Annotated in this window: 41 protein-coding genes; 38 read left to right on the top strand and 3 right to left on the bottom strand. The window is 33.0% G+C overall.

The features are described from left to right. Positions 1 to 78 precede the first annotated feature (78 nt). From LNN34_RS05035 to LNN34_RS05160, 26 genes are all read left to right on the top strand, one after another. Positions 79 to 447 (top strand): hypothetical protein, encoded by a 369-nt coding sequence (locus tag LNN34_RS05035; protein WP_229042873.1) that lies wholly within the window; start codon positions 79 to 81, stop codon positions 445 to 447. Between the two features lie 52 nt (positions 448 to 499). Beyond that, the gene (locus LNN34_RS05040; protein ID WP_099043113.1) at positions 500 to 664 is read left to right on the top strand and encodes a hypothetical protein; all 165 of its coding nucleotides are present in this window, start codon (positions 500 to 502) and stop codon (positions 662 to 664) included. A gap of 70 nt (positions 665 to 734) precedes the next feature. Continuing rightward, entirely contained in the window at positions 735 to 2,192 is a 1,458-nt protein-coding gene (locus LNN34_RS05045; protein ID WP_229042874.1) for a toll/interleukin-1 receptor domain-containing protein, read from the top strand. 75 nt (positions 2,193 to 2,267) lie between these two features. Further along, complete coding sequence (locus tag LNN34_RS05050) at positions 2,268 to 4,376, top strand: KAP family P-loop NTPase fold protein (protein WP_229042875.1); 2,109 nt, start codon at positions 2,268 to 2,270, stop codon at positions 4,374 to 4,376. A gap of 2 nt (positions 4,377 to 4,378) precedes the next feature. Beyond that, entirely contained in the window at positions 4,379 to 4,960 is a 582-nt protein-coding gene (locus LNN34_RS05055; RefSeq protein ID WP_099043110.1) for a hypothetical protein, read from the top strand. 165 nt (positions 4,961 to 5,125) lie between these two features. Beyond that, complete coding sequence (locus LNN34_RS05060; RefSeq protein WP_229042876.1) at positions 5,126 to 6,277, top strand: AimR family lysis-lysogeny pheromone receptor; 1,152 nt, start codon at positions 5,126 to 5,128, stop codon at positions 6,275 to 6,277. A gap of 29 nt (positions 6,278 to 6,306) precedes the next feature. Then, on the top strand, positions 6,307 to 6,438 hold the full coding sequence (locus LNN34_RS05065; RefSeq protein WP_267476617.1) for a lysogeny pheromone AimP family peptide: 132 nt from the start codon (positions 6,307 to 6,309) through the stop codon (positions 6,436 to 6,438). 141 nt (positions 6,439 to 6,579) lie between these two features. Beyond that, entirely contained in the window at positions 6,580 to 6,735 is a 156-nt protein-coding gene (locus tag LNN34_RS05070) for a hypothetical protein (RefSeq protein ID WP_180948921.1), read from the top strand. Positions 6,736 to 6,885: 150 nt separating this feature from the next. Further along, positions 6,886 to 7,092 (top strand): hypothetical protein, encoded by a 207-nt coding sequence (locus LNN34_RS05075; protein WP_225516791.1) that lies wholly within the window; start codon positions 6,886 to 6,888, stop codon positions 7,090 to 7,092. Between the two features lie 16 nt (positions 7,093 to 7,108). Then, on the top strand, positions 7,109 to 7,354 hold the full coding sequence (locus LNN34_RS05080; RefSeq protein ID WP_229042878.1) for a hypothetical protein: 246 nt from the start codon (positions 7,109 to 7,111) through the stop codon (positions 7,352 to 7,354). Positions 7,355 to 7,570: 216 nt separating this feature from the next. Then, on the top strand, positions 7,571 to 8,626 hold the full coding sequence (locus LNN34_RS05085) for a tyrosine-type recombinase/integrase (protein ID WP_229042952.1): 1,056 nt from the start codon (positions 7,571 to 7,573) through the stop codon (positions 8,624 to 8,626). An 84-nt stretch (positions 8,627 to 8,710) separates the two neighbouring features. Then, on the top strand, positions 8,711 to 10,057 hold the full coding sequence (locus tag LNN34_RS05090; protein ID WP_229042879.1) for a DNA sulfur modification protein DndB: 1,347 nt from the start codon (positions 8,711 to 8,713) through the stop codon (positions 10,055 to 10,057). 18 nt (positions 10,058 to 10,075) lie between these two features. Further along, positions 10,076 to 11,047, top strand: coding sequence for an integrase (locus LNN34_RS05095; RefSeq protein WP_229042880.1), 972 nt, complete (start codon positions 10,076 to 10,078; stop codon positions 11,045 to 11,047). 363 nt (positions 11,048 to 11,410) lie between these two features. Beyond that, entirely contained in the window at positions 11,411 to 11,746 is a 336-nt protein-coding gene (locus tag LNN34_RS05100) for a hypothetical protein (RefSeq protein WP_229042881.1), read from the top strand. Positions 11,747 to 11,818: 72 nt separating this feature from the next. Further along, the gene (locus tag LNN34_RS05105) at positions 11,819 to 12,058 is read left to right on the top strand and encodes a hypothetical protein (RefSeq protein ID WP_229042882.1); all 240 of its coding nucleotides are present in this window, start codon (positions 11,819 to 11,821) and stop codon (positions 12,056 to 12,058) included. A 117-nt stretch (positions 12,059 to 12,175) separates the two neighbouring features. Next, positions 12,176 to 12,415, top strand: coding sequence for a hypothetical protein (locus tag LNN34_RS05110; RefSeq protein WP_229042883.1), 240 nt, complete (start codon positions 12,176 to 12,178; stop codon positions 12,413 to 12,415). A 32-nt stretch (positions 12,416 to 12,447) separates the two neighbouring features. Further along, positions 12,448 to 12,729 (top strand): hypothetical protein, encoded by a 282-nt coding sequence (locus LNN34_RS05115; RefSeq protein WP_181219506.1) that lies wholly within the window; start codon positions 12,448 to 12,450, stop codon positions 12,727 to 12,729. Beyond that, on the top strand, positions 12,726 to 13,115 hold the full coding sequence (locus LNN34_RS05120) for a YopX family protein (protein ID WP_181219504.1): 390 nt from the start codon (positions 12,726 to 12,728) through the stop codon (positions 13,113 to 13,115). Before LNN34_RS05115 ends, LNN34_RS05120 begins: the two co-directional genes overlap by 4 nt. A 205-nt stretch (positions 13,116 to 13,320) precedes the next feature. Further along, entirely contained in the window at positions 13,321 to 13,518 is a 198-nt protein-coding gene (locus LNN34_RS05125) for a hypothetical protein (protein WP_064814743.1), read from the top strand. A gap of 77 nt (positions 13,519 to 13,595) precedes the next feature. Further along, positions 13,596 to 14,393 (top strand): hypothetical protein, encoded by a 798-nt coding sequence (locus LNN34_RS05130; RefSeq protein WP_213417612.1) that lies wholly within the window; start codon positions 13,596 to 13,598, stop codon positions 14,391 to 14,393. A 34-nt stretch (positions 14,394 to 14,427) separates the two neighbouring features. Next, complete coding sequence (locus LNN34_RS05135; protein WP_069684686.1) at positions 14,428 to 14,592, top strand: hypothetical protein; 165 nt, start codon at positions 14,428 to 14,430, stop codon at positions 14,590 to 14,592. Between the two features lie 8 nt (positions 14,593 to 14,600). Next, positions 14,601 to 14,804, top strand: coding sequence for a hypothetical protein (locus LNN34_RS05140; RefSeq protein WP_229042884.1), 204 nt, complete (start codon positions 14,601 to 14,603; stop codon positions 14,802 to 14,804). A 50-nt stretch (positions 14,805 to 14,854) separates the two neighbouring features. Beyond that, positions 14,855 to 15,103, top strand: a complete 249-nt coding sequence (locus tag LNN34_RS05145; RefSeq protein WP_229042885.1) for a hypothetical protein — start codon at positions 14,855 to 14,857, stop codon at positions 15,101 to 15,103. A 38-nt stretch (positions 15,104 to 15,141) separates the two neighbouring features. Further along, positions 15,142 to 15,774: a DUF3920 family protein gene (locus LNN34_RS05150; protein ID WP_229042886.1), complete on the top strand. Its 633-nt coding sequence runs from the start codon at positions 15,142 to 15,144 to the stop codon at positions 15,772 to 15,774. Positions 15,775 to 15,822: 48 nt separating this feature from the next. Further along, entirely contained in the window at positions 15,823 to 16,002 is a 180-nt protein-coding gene (locus LNN34_RS05155; protein WP_229042887.1) for a hypothetical protein, read from the top strand. 170 nt (positions 16,003 to 16,172) lie between these two features. Next, positions 16,173 to 16,403, top strand: a complete 231-nt coding sequence (locus LNN34_RS05160) for a hypothetical protein (RefSeq protein ID WP_199022584.1) — start codon at positions 16,173 to 16,175, stop codon at positions 16,401 to 16,403. A gap of 16 nt (positions 16,404 to 16,419) precedes the next feature. Here the strand turns inward: LNN34_RS05160 and LNN34_RS05165 are convergent, their stop codons facing one another. Beyond that, positions 16,420 to 16,794 carry a YoqO family protein gene (locus tag LNN34_RS05165; RefSeq protein WP_229042888.1) on the bottom strand — a complete coding sequence of 125 codons (375 nt, stop codon included), beginning with the start codon at positions 16,792 to 16,794 and terminating at the stop codon, positions 16,420 to 16,422. 125 nt (positions 16,795 to 16,919) lie between these two features. Between LNN34_RS05165 and LNN34_RS05170 the strand changes: the two genes are divergently transcribed. From LNN34_RS05170 to LNN34_RS05180, 3 genes are read left to right on the top strand one after another with little or no spacing between them, the layout of a single operon-like run. Then, on the top strand, positions 16,920 to 17,210 hold the full coding sequence (locus tag LNN34_RS05170; protein ID WP_229042889.1) for a hypothetical protein: 291 nt from the start codon (positions 16,920 to 16,922) through the stop codon (positions 17,208 to 17,210). Between the two features lie 40 nt (positions 17,211 to 17,250). Further along, positions 17,251 to 18,003, top strand: coding sequence for a Rha family transcriptional regulator (locus tag LNN34_RS05175; RefSeq protein WP_229042890.1), 753 nt, complete (start codon positions 17,251 to 17,253; stop codon positions 18,001 to 18,003). Between the two features lie 35 nt (positions 18,004 to 18,038). Further along, positions 18,039 to 18,404, top strand: coding sequence for a hypothetical protein (locus LNN34_RS05180; protein ID WP_229042891.1), 366 nt, complete (start codon positions 18,039 to 18,041; stop codon positions 18,402 to 18,404). Between the two features lie 101 nt (positions 18,405 to 18,505). On the opposite strand, the gene LNN34_RS05185 is transcribed toward LNN34_RS05180, so the two are convergent. Together LNN34_RS05185 and LNN34_RS05190 are read right to left on the bottom strand one after the other, a co-directional pair. Continuing rightward, positions 18,506 to 19,318: an RNA ligase family protein gene (locus LNN34_RS05185; protein WP_229042892.1), complete on the bottom strand. Its 813-nt coding sequence runs from the start codon at positions 19,316 to 19,318 to the stop codon at positions 18,506 to 18,508. Between the two features lie 69 nt (positions 19,319 to 19,387). Continuing rightward, on the bottom strand, positions 19,388 to 20,062 hold the full coding sequence (locus LNN34_RS05190; protein WP_229042893.1) for an SOS response-associated peptidase: 675 nt from the start codon (positions 20,060 to 20,062) through the stop codon (positions 19,388 to 19,390). Positions 20,063 to 20,132: 70 nt separating this feature from the next. On the opposite strand from LNN34_RS05190, the gene LNN34_RS05195 reads away from it, so the two are divergent. The 9 genes from LNN34_RS05195 to LNN34_RS05235 all read left to right on the top strand — a co-directional run bounded on the left by LNN34_RS05195 (position 20,133) and on the right by LNN34_RS05235 (position 25,334). Continuing rightward, a complete protein-coding gene (locus LNN34_RS05195; RefSeq protein ID WP_229042894.1) occupies positions 20,133 to 20,354 on the top strand; it encodes a hypothetical protein in 222 nt (73 codons plus the stop codon). A gap of 66 nt (positions 20,355 to 20,420) precedes the next feature. Then, the gene (locus LNN34_RS05200; protein ID WP_229042895.1) at positions 20,421 to 21,308 is read left to right on the top strand and encodes a hypothetical protein; all 888 of its coding nucleotides are present in this window, start codon (positions 20,421 to 20,423) and stop codon (positions 21,306 to 21,308) included. Then, on the top strand, positions 21,298 to 21,570 hold the full coding sequence (locus LNN34_RS05205) for a hypothetical protein (protein WP_114523521.1): 273 nt from the start codon (positions 21,298 to 21,300) through the stop codon (positions 21,568 to 21,570). The genes LNN34_RS05200 and LNN34_RS05205 overlap by 11 nt, the downstream gene beginning before the upstream one ends. A gap of 37 nt (positions 21,571 to 21,607) precedes the next feature. Next, positions 21,608 to 22,003: a hypothetical protein gene (locus LNN34_RS05210; protein ID WP_229042896.1), complete on the top strand. Its 396-nt coding sequence runs from the start codon at positions 21,608 to 21,610 to the stop codon at positions 22,001 to 22,003. 162 nt (positions 22,004 to 22,165) lie between these two features. Beyond that, positions 22,166 to 22,546 carry a hypothetical protein gene (locus LNN34_RS05215; RefSeq protein WP_229042897.1) on the top strand — a complete coding sequence of 127 codons (381 nt, stop codon included), beginning with the start codon at positions 22,166 to 22,168 and terminating at the stop codon, positions 22,544 to 22,546. 102 nt (positions 22,547 to 22,648) lie between these two features. Further along, positions 22,649 to 22,978: a DUF3221 domain-containing protein gene (locus tag LNN34_RS05220; RefSeq protein ID WP_416378566.1), complete on the top strand. Its 330-nt coding sequence runs from the start codon at positions 22,649 to 22,651 to the stop codon at positions 22,976 to 22,978. A 73-nt stretch (positions 22,979 to 23,051) separates the two neighbouring features. Then, positions 23,052 to 24,044, top strand: coding sequence for a trypsin-like serine peptidase (locus tag LNN34_RS05225; protein ID WP_229042899.1), 993 nt, complete (start codon positions 23,052 to 23,054; stop codon positions 24,042 to 24,044). A 149-nt stretch (positions 24,045 to 24,193) separates the two neighbouring features. Then, a complete protein-coding gene (locus tag LNN34_RS05230; protein WP_229042900.1) occupies positions 24,194 to 24,820 on the top strand; it encodes a hypothetical protein in 627 nt (208 codons plus the stop codon). A 133-nt stretch (positions 24,821 to 24,953) separates the two neighbouring features. After that, a complete protein-coding gene (locus tag LNN34_RS05235) occupies positions 24,954 to 25,334 on the top strand; it encodes a hypothetical protein (protein ID WP_229042901.1) in 381 nt (126 codons plus the stop codon). The last annotated feature ends 8 nt before the right edge of the window (positions 25,335 to 25,342 follow it).

Raw genomic sequence — 25,342 nt, forward strand, 5'->3', positions numbered from 1 at the left:
TTTTGTTTAGTGTGACCATGGAAAATTGTAGTATAATAGTAATAAAATAATCATTTTAATTATAGTGAGGTTTAGAATGTGCTTAAAGAAAGAGGTCAAATAGGTCAGGAATTTGGCGCTAAAGAAATTGCCGAATATTTAAAGTCAAAGGGCTATAAACCAAAGCTTAATGTTAATCACTATCGTGATCACTTTGGTGGCTCTATAACCTTTTGGCACAGGCTAAGGAGATATTACATAGCTCTTATACAGTTTGATAAGCCAGGGGATGGAGATCCGCTAAGTAGTAAAAATGGTTTTACGCAATTAGGAATGGACTCAAAAGGTCAGGCCGAGAGTATAATGATTCAATTAGTTGCTCATTTTAACGGATGGTATAGAACAACCAAAAAACCATATTCTGATGATGAAGAATGGATTAAATTAAGAGTTAAAAGAAAGGAATAAAAATAATTCGGAATTGCTTGACTTTACTTTATTTTGAAAGGGGTCGAGTAAGATGGATAAGAAAAAAGAAGAAATACAAAGGAAATATAGGGAGAAAATGAGGGATAAGACAGAACATGATAAAGAAGGTGCGAGTTCGCATACTTTTGAGATTGTTATTATACTAGCCATCATTATTTTGTTGTTTTTCTTTAATTCAGTATTCAAGGCTTTTTAGATAAAAGAATCTTTTTTTTATAATAGAGATTAGAACTTAAATTCTTTAGAAAATGTTGAAGGAGCAAAAAATGAAAAAAGACGTGAAAGTATTTATATCCTATAGTTGGACTAATGATTCTCTGGTGGATTGGGTACGAGAAGATATAGCTACAAGATTAATGGAAGATGGTGTTGATGTTGTTCTTGACCAATGGGATTTAAAAGAAGGACAAGATGTTTTTGCATTTATGGAATCAATGGTTAATGATAGTTCGATTGACAAAGTTTTAGTAATTTGTGATCAAGGATACAAGAATAAAGCAGATTCAAGAGCTGGAGGTGTAGGAACGGAAACTCAGATAATCACACCTAAAGTGTATAGTGAAGCTACACAAGAAAAATTCATACCGATTATTGCAGAACGTGATGAAAACGGAAATGATTTTATACCTACATATATGGATGGTAGAAAATATATAGACCTTTCAAGTGAAGAACTTTACATTGAAAATTATGAGCAATTGTTAAGAGTAATTTATGAAAGACCATTAAACAGGAAACCAAAAAAAGGGGCACCGCCAGCATATATATTTGAAGATGAACAAATTAATGATTTTAAATTTAATTTCACTTTAAAACAAATTGAAAATGACTTAAAAAAAGGTAAGCTTCAACAAATAAATGCTAAAGTCTCCGAATTCAAGAGAGAATTTATTACTGCTTTAGAAGAATTTCGAGTGGAGAAAAAAGGCGAAAATGTTAATGATTTAGCGCAAGAAATTGAAGATAGAATAGATAACATGGAAAGTTTAAAAAATGATTTTATTGAATTAATTGAACTTTTGTCTTCCAACGAAATTTTATCAGTTAACTTTTTGATTGAATTTTTTGAAGGTCTTCATAATGAAATGATAAAAATTAGAAATTCAGTTCAGGGGGGGTTTTATGAAATTCAGTTTGATCACTATAAATTTTTAATTACTGAAATTTTTGTAAGTACAGTAATGGTTTTACTCAGAGGTTCAAATTTTCAATTATTGTCTGAATTCTTATATTCAAGGTTTTTTATATATAGAGATTTCGTCAGTAATGGAAAAGAGAGTGTTGGCTTTGAAGTGTTTAATCATTATATACAAGCTTTAAATGATATTCAGGTTAAAAAAGCAGATGCAAATTATGTAAACTATAGTTCTAAAAAGATGATCAGAAGGCTACCTAAAAATTATACCCAAACCGACTTTGCAGATACAGACATCCTGTTATATTACATTTCATGTTTTAAAAAAGATGAAAATGAATATATACGCGAATGGTTTCCTTTTTCTTACATTTATGCGAATGGTAAAATTGAGATACTTCAAAAAATGGAATCGTTTAGACATTTCGAAAGAGTAAAATGTTTATTTGAAGTGTACAATAAAGACGAATTTATTAAGCTTGCTAATAATTTCAAAAACCCAAGTCAAAGTGGATATAGAGGCTTGTTTGACTCAATTCCTCATATTAAGAAACATATAAATTTAGATTCAATTTGTAAGTTTAGGTAAAAGAGAAGTTTCCCTCTTTTACTTTTAATAAATGAATCCTTTTAATTAAAGTAACTAAAATAGGAGGAATACCAATTGGTTCAACAATATTCTTCAGATTCACCAATAGAGAGTAAAGAATTCGATAAATTTAACAGATTTCCTTTCGCTGAAAGAGTATCACACGTTATTTCAAAAAGAACAGACCCAAGTAGCATAGTAATAGGCATTTATGGAGTATGGGGCGAAGGAAAAACATCTGTCCTTAATTTTATGGAGAAAGAATTAAACAAGTCTCAAAATATAGTAACAATAAAGTTTAATCCATGGAGATTTGGAGAAGAAGAACAGATGTTATTAGGTTTTTTTGATGTTCTAGCTACTGCAATAGACAGGTCACTCAAGACAGGCGTCGAGAAGATTGGGGATGTTTTTGGTAAATATGTTAAGCCAGTTGCAAAAATTATTAATAAAGAAGGGATTGCTGAAGGAATATCATCTTTCCTAACAACTGCAGACATTGATGATCTTAGAAGTAGAGTTGAAAATATTTTGGAAGAGGAGAAAAAGCGAGTTGTTGTATTAATAGATGATATAGACAGATTAGAAAAAAGGGAAATACACGCCTTATTTCGATTAATAAAATTAACTGCTGATTTTAAATATACAGCTTATGTGTTAGCTTTTGATAAGGAGATCGTTGCTTCGTCTCTGCAAGAAAGGTACGGATCAGGTAATAAAGAAGCAGGTGAGGCATTTCTTGAAAAAATTATACAAGTTCCTTTAAATTTACCTGCAATAAGTTCTCAAGATTTACTTCAATATTGTGTTGATGGAATTAATGAAGCTTTAGCTATCTCTGATATTAACCTAGAAGCTGAAGAAGCCCAAATATTTATGAAGAACTTTTATTATTTCACAGATAAAATCAATACTCCTAGAAAATCTAAATTATATACAAACATATTAATGTTCTCCCTTCCTATTCTAAGAAATGAAGTAAATACTGTAGATTTAATGCTTATAGAAGGACTAAGGATTTTTTATCCTTACATTTATGATTGTATAAAAAATCAACCTCACATTTTTGTTGATAATGTTAGACATGAACATTTAAAGGAAAGAAACAAACAAATCCTTGATGAATTGTTTAAAGGATACTCAGATAAAGAGATTGGGGACATAAAAAACCTTTTGCTTTTTTTATTTCCTCAATTAAATGCAATATATAATAACTCTACTTATGGATCAGAGTGGATAACTGTATGGACAGAAAACAAAAGAGTTTGTTCTAAAAAATACTTTCAACGGTATTTTTCTTATTCGATTCCAAGTAATGATGTATCAGATGAACTTATTAATAAATTCCTCAATAAAATCCCTGATAGAAGTATAGAAGAATCGGTTAAACATCTTACAGGTATGATAAATAAAAAGAATGCGTTATCAGCTTTACAGAAAATTAATGCATCCATCTTAAATTGTACATCAGAGGATTTAAAAAAAATAGCTGCAATTCTAATGAAAATCGGCCCATCTTTACCAAATGTGCAATCGCTTTATGGGTTCGATAATCCTTATTCATTTGTTTCCATTGTAATAGGAAACTGTATCCAGGAAATATGTATTGAGGACAGGATACCTTTTACAATAGATTTGTTGGAAACTCAAAGTGATTTAGGTTTTGTATGCCAGTGTTTTTCTTATTTGCCTAGAGATACAGAAAAATATCCAAATTTAAAAGGATTTAATACAGGTGAAATTGATTTAATTGGACATGAACTATCAAATAAAGCAATTCTTGAACTAAGACAATTAAAAGAAGACATGCTCTTATACGGTGAAAACTTAAGGAAATTATTAGCTCTTTGTTTGGAATATAAGCATAATGAAATTAAAGACTTAATTAGCAATACAGCTAAGGAAAATCCTTCTTTTTGTATTTCTTTATTAGATTATTTCTGCAACACAGTTTTTTCTTCTGATGGGACAATGCGTAAGGGGAATTTTGAAAAAGAACAATATGAATCAATCACAAAAATTGTGAATCCAGAAATAATGTATTCAACACTTAGAGAAGTTTTTCCTGAATTACAGATTGGTTCAAACTATCCCTACAAAGAGGACGGGGAACACAACAATGTTGTTAAGCAGTATTTCTGGCTCTATGAAAAAGAAAGAATGGATTATAAGGATGTGAACTAAAAGTGGATGAGTTTGCTCATTTTAAATTGAAAATTGATGCTAAACCAAGCATGTTCCATGGAAAAACAGTCAGAAAAGCAATAGGCCAATCTCTGTGGTACAAGATAAGGGACAGATTATTGAAAGAGGAAACTCCTCAGTGTAGTATTTGCAGGTTTATTCCTGAACAAAATGAAACTAATAAGATACACATACATGAGCAAGAGGAATATGATTTTGAAAATATTGTCGTTAAATTAACTGGGTTAAAACTCATTTGTGCGAATTGCCATGCTTTTCACCACTTTGGTTTCACACAAATTTATTCCAGTAAAGAGAAAATGCAACAATTAATTGAGCACTTTATAAAAGTAAATGGGTGCTCAATTAATGAGTTTAAAGAATATAAAAGAAGCTTGGTTTTTAAACGGCTTCCAGCAAATTTGGATTCAAGCGCTAAGAGAAATAAAGTAAGTAAACTATCTCTACAAGACATGCTAAAAGGCAACTATAATGTTAAGTTTGCAATTGTTGGAGATATACCATTAAAATCCGAAGTTATTGAGAAGTTAAATAAAAAAGGTCTTTATTTTCAATCCAATTAAAGAACAAGAGCGCTTATTTAAAGGGCTCTTTTCTTAATAAATTAAGAATTTCATTGATTTAACAACAAATAAAGAATAAAAATAAAATATATACTTGAGATTCTGACAACTATGAGGTATATTATAAACAAGGGAAGTGATAAGTTAATAAAGGGGGGAAACAAGTTGAAATTAAAGCAGATGATTAAGAATGAATGCGAAAAAGATAATCAGCTTGCAGCTCGACTTGCAAAATTGGCCGGTTATGAAAAAATAAATGGTTTTTATAAGTTTGTGAACACCCCAGAAAAAGAAATGGAAAACATAGAAGGTTTAATAAACATCGTAAAAAGCTTGTTTCCTGATAATGAAAAACAGTTATTAAGTGAGTACTTCTTAGAATTAGACCCCAATAAAAAATGCGCAAGACAATCGGTTGAATATGCAGATATTAACCAATGGGATGATTTGACTGATGAAATTATTATTAATTTGTGCAACTCTAAAAATTCCACAAGTCAAGAATGGGGCAAAGTTTACAGTATACATAGAAAGTTAAACAAAAGAGAGCTGAGTTTAACTGAGGCTATTAGGGAAACCGGTAAGTGCAAAATCAAAACTCCAGAAATGCTCTTTTTTTCGAATGCCATGTTGATGTATGGATATCTCAGCATTGGCGAATTTGGATTAATGAAAAGTACTTCAAAGCTGTTGGACTTCGATGAATTACCCCAGGGATACATAAAAGATTTGTATGCATCAAGGGTCTCTTTATTAAAGGCCAATATAAGTTTTAATGAAAATAATTTGCAGGAAGCTAGAGAGTATTGTCTAGATGCAATTAAAAAAAACAGCATAGATCGAATTTGTTTTTTCGCGTATCTAACTATTGGTAACTCTTTAATATTTGAGAGCTATGATAGAGCAAAACACTCATATATCAAAGGTAAACAGTATGCTAAAAGTTCAGTTCAAGAAGAAATGATGGATGGAGCTCTTTGTTTTTTGGCCAACTTTTGGAAGAAGGAAAATAAATGGGTAAACTTCACCTCTCAGGATACTAAGTATTTGCAGCTAAAAGCTTACTACTTTATTAACCAAGAAGAGTTAATGAAGGCTAAAACAATTTTAGATGATTTGTCCAAAAGAGAGCAAGATGACAATGAATTAGGGTTTTATTTTTATTACAGAGGCTTATTATCATTAGATAAGTCGGACTTCTATAAATCGATTGCGCATTTTAAAAAGTCGGAGGACAAGTATTCCCTGCAGTTGCCACTAGTTCAACTTGAAAAATTAGGTGCAGACCTTGATCTTCTAAGTCTTATCTCTCTTTAGGCTTACATCCTTGAAAGGGGGTGAATGTATTGAAAAAAGTATTTTATGGTTTAATGATTATTGTAGCCTTAGCAGTTTCGTTTGTTGCTGGTCAGCAATCAGTAAGCACAGCATCTACTTCTGACGAAATTTCTGTTGCAAGTATTATCCGTGGAGCGTAAAATAAAACTCAATAGTCCATTAAACAGATACATATTTTCTACATTTAGACGTTTGATCCATTGGATCAGGCGTCTTTTCTAATTTTAAGGAAAAGTTCCAGAAATTCTAAAACTGAAAAATGAGAACATGGGGGAATTAGAATGAAAAAACAATTAGGACAAACAATTTCTTATGAAGCAATGGCTAAGGGATACGAAGAAATGGCTGCAATCAATTCAATAATTGCACAAGAAGATAATCACCTTGAGAATGAAGCGGAAATGGTTAGATCACGGCATAAAACCCTGGCTTCATGAGCATGTTGAAACTAAATAAAATAGACATTTTAAACACATCGAGCACATGTGTTTTTTTGTCTAGAATAAAAATAAAATTAATTATTGCATAATCTGTTGGCAACGGATATAATGAAGGTACATAAGATAACGTTGTTGGGAGATGGGACAATGGAAGAATCAAATAAAAACGAAGAGTATAAGGTTACTTCATTAAGACAGTATCAATACATAAAACAACTTAAGAGCTTTACTCGTGTTAATCTTCACTTAGAAGATCCAGATGTGTTTACACCTAATAATGTTACTACAATGCGAAGAAATCATAAAGAGCATATGCTTATTAAGGATCAAAATAATACAATTAAATGCATATAAGGAGAATAAAAATAAAATGACTAACAATAAATATTTTACCGAGGAAAATAAAAAGAAAGTCTGGAAAAAGCATATGATTGTTTTGAAATTCTTAGAGCAACCAGGAATATCAGAAGCGTATTTTAATTACTTGCAGAAAGAAATTAATAATGATGAATGGATAGGGTTTGAAAATGAATTTTTCGAGGAGCTTACTGGCAAGCCTGTTATAGATGTATGTGACGATATGCAGGTTACAAAGCAATACACAGCTGTTCATTGAGATTAATTATTTCACTTAAAGTAGGTGCTTTATTGAATTTATCTATTTTGATTAAGATGCTAGACGTACATGACTTAATGAAGCAAATAGAAATCTGCAATACGAATATTATGCTGCTAAGTGAAAGTTCAAATCAAAACACTGAATGGTTAAACTTGTGGTATGAGTTAGATAATTATTTAATGGATAAAATTAAATGAGGTGGAAACCTTGGAAGTGAAAATGCAAACACCATCTGTGAGGGATTACTCCATTTATAATGACATAAATAGATGGTTTGATGAATTAGATTTGAGAAATAGGGACGACAAATCAGGATTTATTGAAAAGTCTAATACTAGAACCACCTATGAAAGGCATATTAGAGAATTCTTTAATTATCAAGTTGGTAAGGATATTGAATATTTAAGTGAAGATGATGTAATAATTAAAAAGAATGATCTAATGGATTATAGGACTTGCCTTGCTAAGAATAAAAATAATACTAATGCAACTATTAATAATAAAATTGCAGCACTCAAAAGTTTAATTAAATTCTTGGAGTCTGAACACGATTGTGACTCAAGTATTTTTAATTTTAGACCATTGCCGACAGAGAAGAATCCAGCTGGGTCATTTGAGGGAATTCCTGAAGCTGAAGAGTTTGCAGAAGCTGCATTTATCCATGAGAGACAAAACAGGTTAATGAAAAAGATTTTTATTTTATTCAGTGTGCGTACCGGCGCAAGAAAATCAGAAGTCTTACGAGTAAAATGGGAAGACATAACGTATTCATCAAAGCACGATTGTTACTTAGTCAATTTCAAAAAGACTAAACAGAAGAAAGCGAGACCAGTAGGTATTTCTAACTCCTTTTATGAAGAATTGTTAACACTTAAGAGTGAATATGGTGAGCATGAGTTGATCTTTCATAAATTAACCGTAGACTCAATTAATGATATGTGGCACAGAGTTTGCAGAGTGTTAAATATCCCGCAGGAAAGAAATCTTAGGCCGCACAGTTTACGTAATACAGCCACTAATTTTTCTTATAATGTAAGCGGAGATATTAAAAAGGTGGCAGCATTTTCAGGACATAAAAACATCAATGTGCTAAATGACCACTATCTAAACAAGGAAAGAGATTATTCTCAAGACCCTGGGGTTTTAATTGATCAAGATATAGGTATTGATTTCCTGGATTCTGTTACGTTAGGCCAGTTTAGACAGTTCTTTTTAGAGTGTGATGTTTCCATTCGTAATAAGCTCAAAAAATTTTTAGAATTAAAATAAAAGTGATATAAATAATCATATAAATGCTTTACTTGTACGTTAATGTAATGATAAATTTAATATGATTATGTGCGAGGTGATATTGTGGTTCAGGATCTGTTGACAACGGATAAGCTTTTAAAGCTTAAAAATAAAATAGAAGAAGTAGCTTCTGATTTAAAACATGATTCCAGAAAAGTAAGGGAATTAAAAGCGGTTATGGGAGCGCAGTATAAAACGCTGCCTGGTTATGTGCAAGAAATTTTAAATAACAATGATAATAACATTCAACGCTTGAAAGAAAAGGAAGTTTATATTTTTTCTAAAGAACTACATAAACTTACTGGCGTAGCTGCTTTAGACCCTTTGAGTTATTTTCCACCAAGGCTGGCTAAAGAGTTAGAGGGTGGAAGAATTTTTGCTGGTGAAGAGGTTCTAACACTTCCTTATACATTTAAAAACGTAATAAAAATAAATGAAGACAACTATGTGACTTCAATTACAGCAAAAGAATTAAGTGAACTATATAATAGCTCAATACTACAATACAACTATAATACTCAACGGGAAGGCAGATTCATTAAGGGCAGCTTAATACCTGTGCCAAAGACTAATCCTAAATCAGTTGAAGAGATTAAAGAACTGTTTAAAAAGGGCGACTTAATCGTGTCAATGTTTACATTTAATGCGCGATTTGGCACTTCAGATGAGGATGAGGAAATAGAGTATAATCCAAGCGATCTAAGCTTAACTGTTACTAAGGGTACTCTAGTTGATGTTCTAGATGGTTACCATAGAATATCAGGAGTTGTTAAAGCTATAACTGAAGCTCCTGAATTAGATCAAACGTTTATTTTGAATATCTTAAATTATACTGAAGAAAAAGCGAAACGTCATTTTGCCCAAATGAATACAATAAATCCTGTTGAGAAATCAAGGATTGAAGAACTTGGTCAAAAACGCTATTCCTCCACTATTGTTGAGCAACTTAAATATAATAGTGAACTCAAAGACAAAATTAGTGTACAAAGTGACATTGGTATGAGTAGTCCATTCTTGGTTACTTATTATACTCTTTCCGAAGCAATTGACGATGCTTTTGAGATCAACTCCCGGAGAGATGCTATTCAATTGTCCAAGTACTTAAGGGACTTCTTTGGTGAACTTTTCTATGCTTTTCCAGATGACTTCCTTGAAAATGACCTTAGTGAGTCAAGAAATAAATCATATATCAACTATAATGCTTTATTTTATGGATACATTTATTTGGCCAAAAAAATGCAAGAGAATCACACACCACTAGCTAAATTAGAAACGATCCTGCAGCAGGTTGATTTTAATAAAGGTAAAACATTCAAGGAGTTAAGCAGCAGAAATTATGAGGAACAATTAAATACTGCAATGAAGAAAAAACTGAAAAAAGTTTTTTATGATGAAATTGATGTTCGTTAGGCTAAAGGAGAAATAGATATGAGTGAACTATACAATGCTGAGATTAAAGAAAAGTTCTTAGAAAGATATGAAAGTGAAGCAACAAAAGAGCTTTACCGGTTAAAACTCAGAGATTTTTCTTTTACGGAAAGGATTTTGGATAAAGACATATTTAATTTCTCTCTAGAGGAGCTACGCACTTTATTTTTTGACTTAGATAGCAAATCTCTTGAATCATTAAGGGGCGCACGTGCTGTTATTGGTCAATACACTACATGGGCAATGGAACATGGCCTAGCAAATAGTAACATCAATAAAGTATACGAAATAAAGGACGAGGATTTAAAACTGTTTATCGATAAGAATAAAAAGACATTGTTTACGAATAAAGAGGTAGAGGAATACGTTAGCTACTTATTCAATAACCAGGATAAAGCAATGGTTCAAGCTGTATATGAAGGCATAGACGGATATCAGCATTCTGAGTTAATTAACTTAACAATAAATGATTTACTTGATGACAACAAGGTAAGACTTCAAGATGATAAACATGGCGAACGAATAATTGAAGTCAGCGAAAAATGTCATGAGCTGCTTAAATTAGCATATGAGCAAAACACTTACCATTTAAATAATGGATCAGCATCAGGAAAACTGAGATTTGCTAATTTAGTACGAAATGAACACATTTTTAGATTGAAATATAAAAGTCCAGATCAAAGTATGCAAGCGGATAAGTTCTTAGTACACAGGTCTTTTAAAACGTTTCAGAAGATACTGGAAGAGCCTTATTTTACTCCGAAGAACTTAGCTAATTCAGGGAAGTTGAATATGGCATATAAGATATTTAAGGAAAAGAAAGAACTAACTGTACCAGATTATAAAAAAATAACTGCTCAATATGGATTTTTAAATGAGAATGTTAAGTTTGTTTCACAATCACTAAGAAAAGTTGTCAATATGGAGAACATAGAAAAGTATTGCATTCAATCTGAAAAGATTGCTGATTAATTAATCCCTATCAAGGGATTAATCTTACATAACAAAAAGGATAAAAATAAAATAACTATTATAAATGCGAGCTGAATCGTGACATTTATATGTTAAATGGTAGGATTTTGTTCGTATTTTCAGAATTCGACAAAAGTAGACAAAGACATGAAAGTGTCCTTGTGGTAAAATAATACTATAAATAAACTGTGATTTGTAGGGGTTGTTTTGGTTCAAAATACCTATTCATTTTTCTTGTTTTGCTGTCCATAAGATAAACGTAAGGGAAGTTACTATATTTTAGTTCTCGCAATTACTTATATAAAAAAGAATTGCAGATAAATAGGCAAAACGTTATAATGAATTTAATCAAAAAGGGAACGTGTGTTTGGTCAATTATCACCAGAGAGAGGGAAACTAATGAAGGAGTTTTTTATTCAAGGAGATTTATGCATTTCTTATCATGGACGAATCCAAGCAGAGAATGAAGAACAAGCTATGAATTTAGTTATTGCTGTATTAACAAAAAAACTGAGAAATAAAAGCGGGAAAATTGGGTTTTTAGAGAGAGGGCAATCAAATTACAATCATTTATTTGATGTTGATATAAATTCAACGGAAGATGCTGAAATTAGTGCTTCTTATGTTGAAGAGATCGATGAATTGTTTGATGAATCTCTCGAAGAATACAAGAACTCAGAAATGTTTACAGCAAAGTGAAATTCACACATCTTGTCAGTCATCATTAGAGATAAAAAATTGATGGCTTTATAGTCAGACTGGAGTTTAAAAATGAAACTGGACATTGAAATTGACATGAGAGATAACTTAGCAGCAATTATCTTTAACGTTGGATCTGATAACATATCAAGCGGAGAATATTACATAGAAATTGACTTTCAGAATAAAGGCAATAAGTTAACGTTGAGGATTGACAGGACTGCACTGTTGGATCTTAGAGATAAAATTAATGAAACTTTGTGGAAATTGGACGATGCTAAAACAGTATTAAACAGTGGCTTTACTATGTAAGTAAAGCTTATTTTTAAACAAATAAAGAATAAAAATAAAATCACTATTTACATATGATCCCATGAACTGTATAATTCAAAGCATAAAGATACTAAAGAAAGGAGATGTCGCTTTTATTTGATTAATGATCCGCAGAATGAAGAAATAAAAAACATGGTCATGAAAAAATTTTTTAAGGTTTTTGCTTCATGCAACAGAGCTTTACATAACTTGAATAAGGGTGAAATAAGGAAGACTATTGGTGATTTGGACTTCGTTAAGGACAACCTCGAAGAAATACAGTTTATTTTAAAGGATCTTGTTTTTACATATGAAGAGAAAAAGAATAAAACAATTAAGAACCAAAATAAAATGTAAGTTTTATCGAGATTCAGATAAGGGGGAATAACATGGGTGCATTAATCGCTAAGCAGCCGAATGGACGGTACTGCCGATTTAGTTCAGTGGTAGACTGTCCGACGCACATAAATATGACGTGTGAAGACTATTTAAATAATTTTACTGGGACAACAAAAGGAAGGGAAGATGCTGAAGATACACTTGCAAATTATCTCCGGCCGTTTCACGAAGTTATAAAGTGGTACACACCGCTGAACATGAGCGAAAAAGAGTTTGTTGATGTGCTGAAGGAAATGTGTAATGTAAACCCAAAGGAGGCGCGGGAATTGTGAACACAGCATATAGAGTGTGGGACGGCGATAAGATGCATTATTGGGATGATGGTGAGCTGAGTCTTATTATCTCTGGTGGAGAATGGGGGTTGTATCGCAATATCGTAGGAGCTCTTTATCCTATCCGTATTGCGTCTAGTACTCAAAAAAATGCGGATCTCATGTGGGGCATAGGGTTGAAGAATAAGAACGAAAAAATGATTTATGAAAAAGATATTGATATGACAGACAATGAACCCATGATTGTTGCTCAAGTAGGAGGTAGATTCGGTCTTAAATATCCTGTCGATTGTGATTACCATATTGATGATTGTATTGATTGGGAAGAATGCGAGATCGGCGGCGACGTTTATCAAAATCCTGAGTTATTGGAGGGCGCGGAGTGATGGCATTTCATAAAGAAGTGATTGAGACTATATACAAAACAATTGTTATTTGCGATAAGTGCGGTAAAGAGAAGGTTTTAAACACAGGTAATCCGTTAACGTGGGAGGGCCATATGAATGGTGCTTTGTACCACGATTACACATTCACGGAGAAGGGGAACGGTTTTGAAACTCTATGTCCAGATTGTCAGAAGGAGGGCGCAAAGTGATTAGAGCAACGGAAAAACAGTTGAGACTGATTGGACGCATGGAGCAATATATCAGTGCAAGATTCACCGGTAAAACCATTAGAGAAGCAAGCGAATTTATTACAAATCATATTGATGAATACCAAGAAAAGAAAGAAATGGCCGATGAATCAAAGGTTATATATGATGATGTTTACTATGAACAAAGCTGGTAACCCTTGCAGAGAAGTATTGAGATCTATATAAAAGATGCATTTTAAACTAAATTTAAAATAAGTGGAGAGTGATTCAAATGGAAAAAGACATTAAAAGTGAGCAAATTGAAGCAACCATTAATGAAAATAACGAAATGGGTGTATTTGAACACAGAACTATCCGGGAACAACATATGTACCGGGATGAGATTTTGGATCGAATAAAAGCTGTTCCTCTTCTAGGGAGCTCTACAGAGATTACAGTTGAGATGGCAGCAGAGTACTACATGGTTCCTGTTGATACGATTAAAACTGTCATCAAAAGAAACAGAAATGAATTTAATGATTATGCTGAAATTAGAGTTTTGAAAGGTAAGAGTTTAAAAGAATTTTGTCAGGTTCATGATGAACCTCGCAAATTAATAAGCCCAAAAGTCAGAAGTTTGCAAATCGTTAATCGAAGAGGCCTGCTTAGACTAGGTATGTTGCTTACTGAATCAGAAGTTGGGAAATCAATTAGACATTACTTGTTGAATGTAGAGGAAGCAACTCCAAAGCAAATTGCTATCTGGGCAGCACAAAGAGAAATTGCAAGAACAGAAAGAAAACAACTCACAGATGCAATTAAGGAGTTTTATGAAGGAAATATGAAGGATTCTCATGCATACACAAACTTTACCCAACTAGTATATATGGTGTGTTTTGATAAAAACAAAAAGGGTCTAATGGAATTATATGATTTGGATGAAAAGGATCAGCTAAGAGATGCGATGACTACAGAAGACCTTAGAAAAGTCGTACAGGCTGAAAAAGCTATTTCAGTATTGGTTCAATTAGGTAAAGATTACGCAGAAATCAAAGAAGAGCTGTTGAAAAATAAGCACAAGTTTCAATAAAAGTAAAATTTTAAAGAGAATCGGAGGATGGAAGATGGAGAATGATGTTTTATACGGAGTTTACAGTACTAGGTCACGAAAGTTTTGCTTTGGAATTGAGGAGTCTTCAAAAACAAAAGCAAGAAAAGAGCTATTCAATCGAATTGGTACAGATGCATACAAATGGCGTTTTGAAATAAGAAAAATTAAAAGAAAGTAGGTGGATAAGTGAAATTTGCACCAATGGATAAAGTTAAATTTAAAAAAACTAGTCACTTCAACAAACTTCGAACTTTAAAAAAAAGAGTTCCTGAATTAGATGATCCTTTACTCGGCGAATGCTGGGAATTTGAAGAAGATGGTTTGAAACAATTTGATTGGGAGGAGAACTACGAATTTGTCGCTAGACCCAAACATTTTAATTGGGATTAAAAACAGAATCTAATTAAAATTGAAGCTTTAATGAGAATCGGAGGGTTAAAATGAACTTGCTAAAAGAAATAACAATATTTGATTTAAATAAAATCAAACCTGGAACCAAAGTTCAAGTAACTTGGTATAAAGGAACAGAGATGGAGTATACACATAATGGCGAAGTTATCATCAATAATGGGGAAAAGTTCTTCTATAATTTTATTGATAAAGAAGGGCATGTAGGCCACTGCCATGTAAACGCACTTGATTTGAAAAACTATCCAGGCAGTTTAACTGTTGAAATAAAATCAAAATAAAATTGAGTTTTAAATGAAATACAGGAGGTGATCAGTGATTGCTGAAAAAAACTAATGCCCCAGTAAAGATGTATTTAGAGGATGATATAACCTTGCTATATCAAGATCATTTTCGATTGATAACGGGGCTGGACTTAAAAAGTAATTTGATAGAGAATAAATCATCTGTAATAAGTGCAAAAGAGATTGAGAAGTGTATACAGTTGCTACATAAGGATTATCATAACTTAGGGATTAGAATATTTGTGTTTCAAAATAAAGTTCAAGCATTACTTAATTTTTTGAACCCACTTGGAGCACCTTTTTGCTTAAAAACCATCAGAAGTATCTTTAGAAAACAACTGGTTGGTTTAAATAGGTTTGGGATTATTCACATTTATCCATTCAATTATCCCAAAGATTTAACTTGCTACAGACAGACTATAAAGCTCTTTATTCTCGAAACACTGTATCATGAACTTAGACACGCTTACCAAGATGAGTTTATGACTTTTAAAGATTCGAAATATATAGATGGAGGTCAACCTGGCTATTTTGCACAGAAAAGCGAGCGAGATGCAAGACACTTTGCGACTAGAATGATGAATAAGTTTCATGATGACATTAATGATATTCTAGGAATAGAGTTTAAATGGGAATCTTACTGGGGAAGATTAGAAATTTATGAATAAAATTAAAATAAAAAGACTGTTTTATATAGAGAGGGGATGAACTACTTAATGGATGGAAATCTTGCTATGGCTGATCACATAGTTTGGGAAACTGAGCTAGGAAATAACATTGGAATGGATATTGTTACGTATATGGAGCAGCATGGTGTGTCTAAGGTCGAAGCCGAAAAGGCTATTCTACCTTTGTATGAAGAAGAATTAAAAGCGTTGGAAAATAAATCACAATAAAAGGATTATTTCATTGTAAGGAGGAAGGCACATAGGTTATTTAAAGCACATAATTGATACAGCCTGGTTTAATTTAGTTTGGTTTAGATGGCATCTTGGAGCGGACATAAGCGTATTTGACGGCTGCGGATGGAATACATATAAATATTTAAAGGATAAAAATAAAATAAATGGAGGTTATAAGGGTGATAAAGAGGAATCTGCTCAGTAACCACGTTGATGAGATTATTGGTGAATATTACGCTGGAAAAGGATATTCAGTCCATAGCATTGAACGCCAGGAAAATGGACAATTGATTGTTGTTACGGAGCGAGTAGCAGAGGAGAAGGAACCGGCAAAAGTTGATATCGCATTTGATTTTGTACATAGAAGGCCACATAAGAAGAAGTATTTAGCTTAAAAAAGGCAAAGAGGAATTAACACTCTTTACCGTTAGGTTTCTTTTTTAGACGATCACAGATTAATTTCATTATACTGATAGCTATTGCTACAGATCCAATTATTAATGTGATTTGAAGGATGAATACTATTCCGAAATTTATATTCAAATTGTCAAATAGGTCTCTGGAAAAGGAAAGCAGATTATGAATACCCAAGGCAAGTACGAAAAAGGAGAGGCATATTACGACAAGGGATGCTTTGGAATAACCTTTAGCATGGTCAAAATTATAAATTGCTATTGATACAAATAATAAACCCGTAGCGATCTTGTGGGATAGCGAATCATTCGCCGAAAATGATTGCACTACTATGCTGATGATAAATCCAGTAATACCGATTGTTTTACTCAAGGAATCACCCACTCTTATGTAAGTTAGGTATGAGTTTACCAATTAAAGGGGATTTTCTCAAGATGATACACATTAAAGTTAAATTAAAATCGTGATTTTAAACAGATTTAATAGGAGCGAAGATAATGAACACATATGTAGTCGACAACAGTAAATATAGATGCATTTATGCAGGAACTGACAAAGAAGCAGCTTTTAATAATAATTTTGAAAACGGAACAAGAGTAAGGGTTTGGTTCGAAGGCAATCACATACAAACATTTGAGAAAGAGGAAAAAGAAGCTCGGGGAATTGGAGAATGGATTCTGAAGTATGATGCTGCTACTGAATTGCAAAAAGAAGTAGATCGTTTGGAAAAGACGTATTTCAAGAAGAAAGAGCTATTAGACACTATAAGACAAGCTGAACAAGTCTAAATTTTTAAAGAAAATAAAAATGAATGGAGAGGAATTTTATTTGAATAATAACTTAACTGTAATTGAGCGAGATGGACAACTTTTAGTGGATAGTCGTGAAGTGAAGGATATGATTGGAAAAGAACATGACCAACTTTTGAGAAGCATTCGAAAATACATAGAATATCTTCACTCTGCAAAAATGCAGAGTGAGAATTACTTCATTCTTAGTGAATACCTAAATAAAAGGAATCAACCTCAGCCTCACTTTTTCCTAACTAAAATGGGGTGTGAATTGGTTGCCAATAAAATGACGGGTCAAAAAGGTTTGATTTTCACAGCAAAATATGTTGAAGCATTTAACCGAATGGAAAAGGATTTAATGCAACCAAAAACAGAGTTAGAGGTTTTAGCTGCAACAGTAAACAATATGGTGGAACAAGAAAAACGAATAACTGTTATTGAAAATGAACAAAAAAGAATCTTTGATTTGATTGGATTGAATCCATCGAATTGGAGAAAAGAAATCAACAAAATTATTAGATTAATAGCAAAAGAAAGTGGGTTAAGTCACTCGGCAGTATGGTCTGAGAGTTACAAAACCCTAGAAGCCCGAGGGAAATGTAATCTGCAAAGAAGACTTGATAATAAAAGAAATAACATGAAAAAAGAGGGAGCGTCCAAAACAAAAGTAGAAAAAGCAAACTTTATGGATATCATTGATGAAGATCCAAAGCTTACAGAGATTTTCTTAGCGATTGTTAAAGATATGGCTGTGAAGTATAAGGTGACTCTAAAGAAAGAAACTGCGTAAAATATTTATTTTATTTAAAAGGAGTGAGTGAACAAATGAACTTTCAACGAGAGTACTTAGGATATTGCATACATAATACTGCTGACATGCTCTGGTTGTGGTATGACTATCACACTGAGATCTTTGACAGGTCACTGCCATATACGGTAGCAGCTCCAGATGATGAAACTGCAGTAATGCCAACTCGATTCCCGTATACAATATGGTCATATAATAATGCACAAAAACTGTTAAAAGAAATTTATTGGATCGCTAAAGCTCATGGAGTATCTGCAGAAGAAATGTTTCAAGCAAAAATGAGCGAAATTAGAGGAAGAAGCAGTTCACAAAATCGGATTGATTTGTTTTTAGAATTAGATAAAAAAGGACAATTCAAATTTATAAAAGACATGTGCAATTAATTCACTAAAGTTCTTATTTGATAATAACTAATTGATCCATGTACTAAATTTTCAATAGGATTTTTAATTGCTCGGCACTAAGTAGTTATGTAACGGAGAGATTATACTCTCCAGGATTCGAAGGAAGGTATGCGGAGTTTTCCATGCTTAGTCTTAAATCTGTGCTTAACCTTACATACGATAGGCTCAATAAATACATATTCATCAGATTCAGATTTTACTTGTTTAATAGAGTGGAACTTACTTCGTTCTGTATGTGGCATGAATTCCATAAACCCAGCTGCAGTTCCGTCAGGATAAGACAGAAGGAATTTTATATTCTTCTTGGTGTAGCCGGTTATGAGAACCTCAGAGTAATCGTAATTGATCACTTTTAACCAATTATGCGAACGTTTATTGATCTCATAAGGGGAGTCAGCTTTCTTGAGTACGATTCCCTCTAAATTCTTTTCCTTGGCCAGGTTGAAGTAAGCGAGTCCGTTACCTTGAATTCCTTCGAGTACAAAGACATTAGAGTGTTTTAGCTCAAGTGAGTTTAGAACTGTCTTACGCTCAGTGAGCGGCTTAGCTGCTATTGACTGACCGTCTTTGTAAATAACATCAAAGACACAGTAAACAATCTTATGGGCTGATTTTTTGGACATGAAACGTTCCATTACAGCTTCAAAGTCAGGAGCACCGCCTGGGGCAGCTACAATAACTTCACCATCGAGTACTGTTCCATCTGGAATATCTAAGTCCAAGAGTTCTGGAAACTTGCTTGTTACTTCGTTGTTGTGACGAGTGTATAGCTTAATCTGATTATCAAATTTAGAAAGGATGAGTCTGATTCCATCAAATTTGAGCTCAGTGATATAGTTCTCGTCGTCAAATGGCTCTTTTATTGAATGCAATAGCATTGGCGATACAAACAAAATATCACCTCCTACTTAAAACATATTAGCTAAGAGAAGGTGATATATAAAGCGATATGGCAGTGGTACTTAATGGGATTCAATGAGCTCAGGTGAATTATTTTTAGGTGAATTCACTAATGATGAAACCTGATATGCTTCCATATCATCAGCATCATAAGGCAGCAGTAAGCTTTGTAGATAATCAGGATCAGTATTTTTAGGGTTTAGCCATTCCTTTTCGTTCTCATCAGTAAGGATAACTGGCATCCGATCATGAATGTCTTCCATAAGCTCATTAGGCTTTGTTGTGATGATTGTGCAAGTGTACAACGGATTGCCTTCTGGCGTGTTCCACTTTTCATATAAGCCGGCAAAAGCGAAGAGATTAGATGATTTAAGCTTAATCCGCATAGGGATCTTAGTCTTTGGATCAAGACGCTTCCATTCATAAAAACTGTCAGCGGGTATGATACAACGTTTGCTGACGAGTGGCTTTCGAAAACTTGGTTTCACGGCCAATGTTTCAGATCGAGCATTAATCATTTTATAACCGATTTTTTCGTCTTTAGCCCAAGGAGGGATAAGACCCCATCTAAGTTTGCCCAGACGATTATTGGATCCATCGTTTATGATTGTCAGGATGTTTTGTGAAGGAGCGACATTATAGCTTGGGTGATATTCACCTTCGGGTAAGAATTGATCTATGTTGAATTGCTCGATGATGTCATCAAACTCAGAAAATAAAGTGAACCTGCCACACATGTTCATCATCCTTTAGGGTTTTTGAATATTGTACAGGCTTGATACATGAAAATCAAAAAGGAGGAATGTGATGCAGCAGCAAACAGTTGAGGTTAAAAAAGTTGAAGTGTTGATCAGGGGCATTTGGAGAAAGAAAAAGTTCACTGATATTCAAAAGGGACAAACCTTTAAGATTGAGGAGAACGGAAGAACAAAGAAGTTCATAGCAAGAACAGATCCTTATTGGGATGACATGTACGAGACTTACATAATTGATTTGTTGGATAAAAATAAAATTAGAAGAAGTAAGTAAACAGAAATCTTGATAAAACAGAGATTTTATTAAGGTAAAAATAAAATTAAAAAAAGGGGAATTTTCATGAAGCTAATTGGTATTAAAACAAATAACTGTTTTTTGGTGTCTGACAATATTGAGGGAAAGAGATATTTTCATAGTCAATTAGATGAATTGCTATTCGATGGGAAACGAGTATCTGAAACGTATAAGTCAGACTGGTTTAAGCTAGATAAGGAGCCAAGAGTTATTGAAAAGCAATTGCCAGCTAAAAAAATCAATCATAGGTATGAATTAAAAAAGGGATTCCAAGAATCTGAATTAACTCCAAAAGTAATTAAAGCTTCTTACATAGGTGAAGACAGTGAATACTATGAAGTGAAGGGTCTATATGATTTGAAATTTGAAGAAGTCCCACAACAGAATCAAAAAATTGAGTTTGAAATGAACGTAATTGAAGAGATTGACGGAGAACTTAAGCTGCAAAGTCATAATTTTAACTTGAATTATAACTTACTGGATAGAATTCAAACTCATCCAATGCTTCTTGAAACAAAACCGTGCTACTTGTCCCGAGAAGAAAGCTATAAGATTATCAGAAACCATATAAAAGCCAATATAAACCCTAAATTTGCAAGAATCACGAGTGATTATGATTTCTGTTTAACTGTGGTCAAGGTTCTGGAGCTTTACAAACCTCACGAGTATATAGTTGATCTTAATGCAATGTACAAACGGAGAAAGCCTAAACTTGAGAAAAGATTTCAAACAAAGCGGGAAGTTGAAATTTACAATGTTGCACCTAAAGCCTATCAGAGCTACCCAATTGTAGATCCTTTTAGTGGTAAGGACGTTGAGGATTTGAAGAGTAATATTAAGAAATTTTTAGATGATCTGATGGCTAAAATCAACGAGCCTTTAGTTGAATGTAAATGCTGCAAAGGAAGAGGGGTTATTCTAAATGAAAATTAAATTGGACAAAGAATACATGGTAAATGAATTGGGGCTGCCGGAGTCTTCACTACTGGAAGAAATCACTGACACGTCTAGGTGGAGCATTCACTATAGAATTGTGTTCTCATATCAGGGTCGCTTTTTTGAAACTTTCTATAGCAAAGGTGCAACTGAAAACCAGTATGAAAGCCCTTGGGAATTTGAAGATCAAGTGGATTGTTATGAAGTGGAGTTAAAAGAAGTGAAGGTTAGAAAATGGGTAAGAAAAGAAACCGAATAAAAACGATATTTTAAACAGAATCCAGGGAGGTAATGAAATGAACTTATATGAAATTATGCTAGAGCACTTTGCACCTAAGGGAAGTGAGCGGGGTATCTTTACATATGTGCTTGCTCAATCTGATGATGAGGTATATGAATGGTTGAAAACTGATCCAAGCCTGTCTGACGGCAGGGCAGTCTATACCCCATATCAAGACAACGAAGCAGACGGTAAAACATATGCAATTTATAATCAGAGCTTTGATATTGTTGGTCATGAAAAATATAAAGATCGAATGATTCGATTAAAAGGTGAGTTGAATGATGAAGTTGAATTAACCGATCTTTATTACGGTATGACCTTAGTCGGGTGGAGTATGGTGAAAGCTGATATTCCAACGGAACAGATTGAATTGTTAAAAGATACTGGCATCAGTATTGAGTCTGCATAAAAGTAATTTTTTATTTAGATAAAGACTGATGTTTTCAAAAGAAAGCACATCTCGAAGAAGGTGCAAAAGACTACAGTCTAGAAGAATATTGATTAGACAATCCTAGCCCAATCTATGACTGCTCACCTCAGACATTACATAAAAAATAAAGGAGATAACTGAATGCCAAACATAATTTCAAAGGAACAGGATGAAGCAATTAAGTTTTTTAGAAACAAACTAAATTTATCAGATAAAGATTTATACATACCGTTGATCAATTTCGAACTACTTAGAGACAAGAACGAACAATATGCCAATGTCCTTTACGAGCTGTATAAAAATGACCCTTATTTGTTTATCAGAGCATTAAAAGAGGGATACGTGGTTAATCAATCAATTGCATTTGATGAGGCTATAGTACGTTTCTTTAATGGTGAAGAACTGGCTATTGTACATAAAACAACCGGCAGAAGATACAATGTTAATGTGAAAATGAAGACGCTGCCTGATGGATTTACATTGCAAACTATCGATATGTGGCTATGGAGTGAAATTGTTTAATATGATAGAAACTTTTCTTTTAGTTATACACTTTTTTATGTATTCTTTTAATAAAAATTATTTAGAGGAGGGAGAAAGTTGTCTAAACTGGGAGTAATCTTGATGGCGTTTACTTTATTCCTTGTAGGCTGCAATAAAAATGAACCAAACGGAGGCGAAACAAAGATGCAGAGCCTAGTTGGCTATGTTGCACTTAAAGGCAATGATAGTGCAATTCTCATTACTAGTACAGAAGCTCCAGCAAAAGAAGATTATGAGCTTTCGGAAGAACAACTTATTAACAAGTACAAAAATCAAGTAGTGATAATAGGCTTAAGTGAGATTGATACCAAAGATGACCTCAAGCAAGGTAAAAAAATAAAAGTATGGTTTAATATATTAAAAGAATCAAATCCTCCAAGGACAACAATACAAAAATATGAAATAATATAAAAATATAGTTGAATTCCCATATATTATCATTTAAGATAAAGTTGAACAAATGATTATATGGGGGAGGAAAATGATGAAAAAGTTCGGTGTTTTTTGTGCATTTTTTCTATTGCTGGTTACTTTGCCTTCTGTAGCGTTAGGGAAATCCAATGAAACTAGCTCCTATGACATGGTTAGTTCTGATGGAGAAGTAATTCCTTACTCTCAAATTGAAGAGGTTGCTAATAAGTACAAGTCTAACTTGCCTGATAAGTTTGTACCAGGTAGTGGACAAAAGTTTAAAAAAGAACAGTTTAAGGAATTTGATACTGCTAAGTTAAAACCTGAGAAAGTTTATAATAAAAACACACTGTTGCCATTGTTAAAGGACAAATCAAAAGTGATTAGTCCATTTAAAGTAATAGGGTCAGATGGACGTACCAAAGTAAGCAATACAAATGTATCTCCGTATAAAATGATTTCCTGGTTTTATGGGGAAAATAGCAAATATAGCTATACTTGTACAGGCAATGTCATAGGGAAAGACATGATTATTACAAATGCACATTGTGTGTATGATACTGATTCTAAAGAATATATTAAGTATGGCTACACTATTCCTGGTGTTAATAATTCACACTATTCTTATGGTGCCTATGAAATGAAAAAATATCTTGTGCCTCAGGGATATATCAACTCAAAAGGATCTTCAGATTATGATTTTGCGATTATAAAACTTAAGCCAACGCCTGGAAAGAATATAGGTGATGTAGTGGGAATATTGCCTACAAAACAAGTCACTAATATTAAAGGTACATCAATTAGAATCACAGGATATCCAGGAGACCTAATTGATAGAGATGGATCTGTTTCTCAGTATGGTATGTCTGGAAAGGTAACCTCTGAGTCAACGAATGTAGCATTCTATAGCATTGACACTGCCGGTGGTCAATCAGGGTCTGCTATGTTAAATTCAAGTGGTCAAATTGTGGGGCTACATAATGCAGCTTACTCATCTGGAGATAATGGTGGGCCGAAAATGACTAAACCTATGCGTGATTTTATTGCTTTTGCTAGTACACAGTGATTAGGAAGCTCTGTCAATTTTGACAGGGCTTCTTCTTTAGATAAAATTATCATTTTATTTTAATTTCAAAAGGAATTGTTAAGTTTTTCCCCTCATGGTAATATGTTATTGAATTAATGATTCTTTTTTACTATAGGGGGATAAACAAAATGGATCATGAGGCTACAGGGGAGTTACCTTTAGAAAAGCCAAAGAAAACTAAAAAAGTTATTTGGATTGTTTCAGTTTGTGCGGTGGTTGCACTTATAATTGGAGGAATCTATGGCTATCAAGTTTACAAAAAGAACAAAAAACTTGAGCAGCTAGAAGCATATTCTAAGAAAGAAGAAAGTCTTGTCACTGATATGACTTCTTTAGGTGCAAGTTCAGAAGAAATAATTAACGAAGTTGAGACAACATGGCATGATGTTATTTTTAATGACCTACATAAAGTAAATGGAACATATGTTAGCGATTTTAATGATGCATTAGTTCAGCTTTATGCAGGTTATGAAGATGAAGGCAAGATTTCTGATTTAGAAGATACTCAAGAGGCAATTGAAAAGCAGATTAAATCAATGAAGAATCATCCTTCTGAGTTCGATGATAATTATGATTATCTGCTTGAGATATATAAAAACGTAAAGCAATTGTCTGATTTGGCTATTGAACCAAAGGGAAGTCTTGAGACTTATAAACAAGAGGCTTTGGATACCGACAATGCTACTTCATCTGCAATGGATGATTACGATTTGAAGAAAGTAACCTTTAAAGAGCTTAAAAAGAAATATGAATAGCTTCGCCCAAGGTGTTCCGTTTAGAACGGAACTTCTCTTAAAAATTATTTAGGATAAAAATAAAATTACTATTGACGATAATGTAAGCGTGATGTAAGATAAGAATATCCCACAGAGAGAAAGGAGGTTGTAAGTGAAAAAGGAATTGAAGATATTAAAAATTAGCCCAGCTGCAATTGAAGCCTATAGAAATGATGTTAAAAGGAATTATGACATCGAAGAAGACCAGGCTAGAAGAAAATTAACAAGGAATGTAATGTTGGTAAAGGAATTTAGGCCTGAAGCAATTAAGAAAGGTTTTATTTCAAAGACATATTCATATGGAAATCTAAAGATTATTGTAAGACATAATACGATCATTAAAGTAAGAAACATTAAAGGCGATCCAGAGCCTTGGCATTTTCCTAAAAAGAGATACATAGAGCTAAACAAACTACTTGGTATTAGAGATTGTAAGTTTAGCAGCAAGTCTCATTATAGAAAGAATAAGAGTAAAAATAAAATTAATTTATAAAAGAAAGA

The sequence above is a fragment of the Bacillus sp. AF23 genome, from assembly GCF_020861455.1.
GTDB lineage: Bacteria > Bacillota > Bacilli > Bacillales > Bacillaceae > Bacillus > Bacillus halotolerans.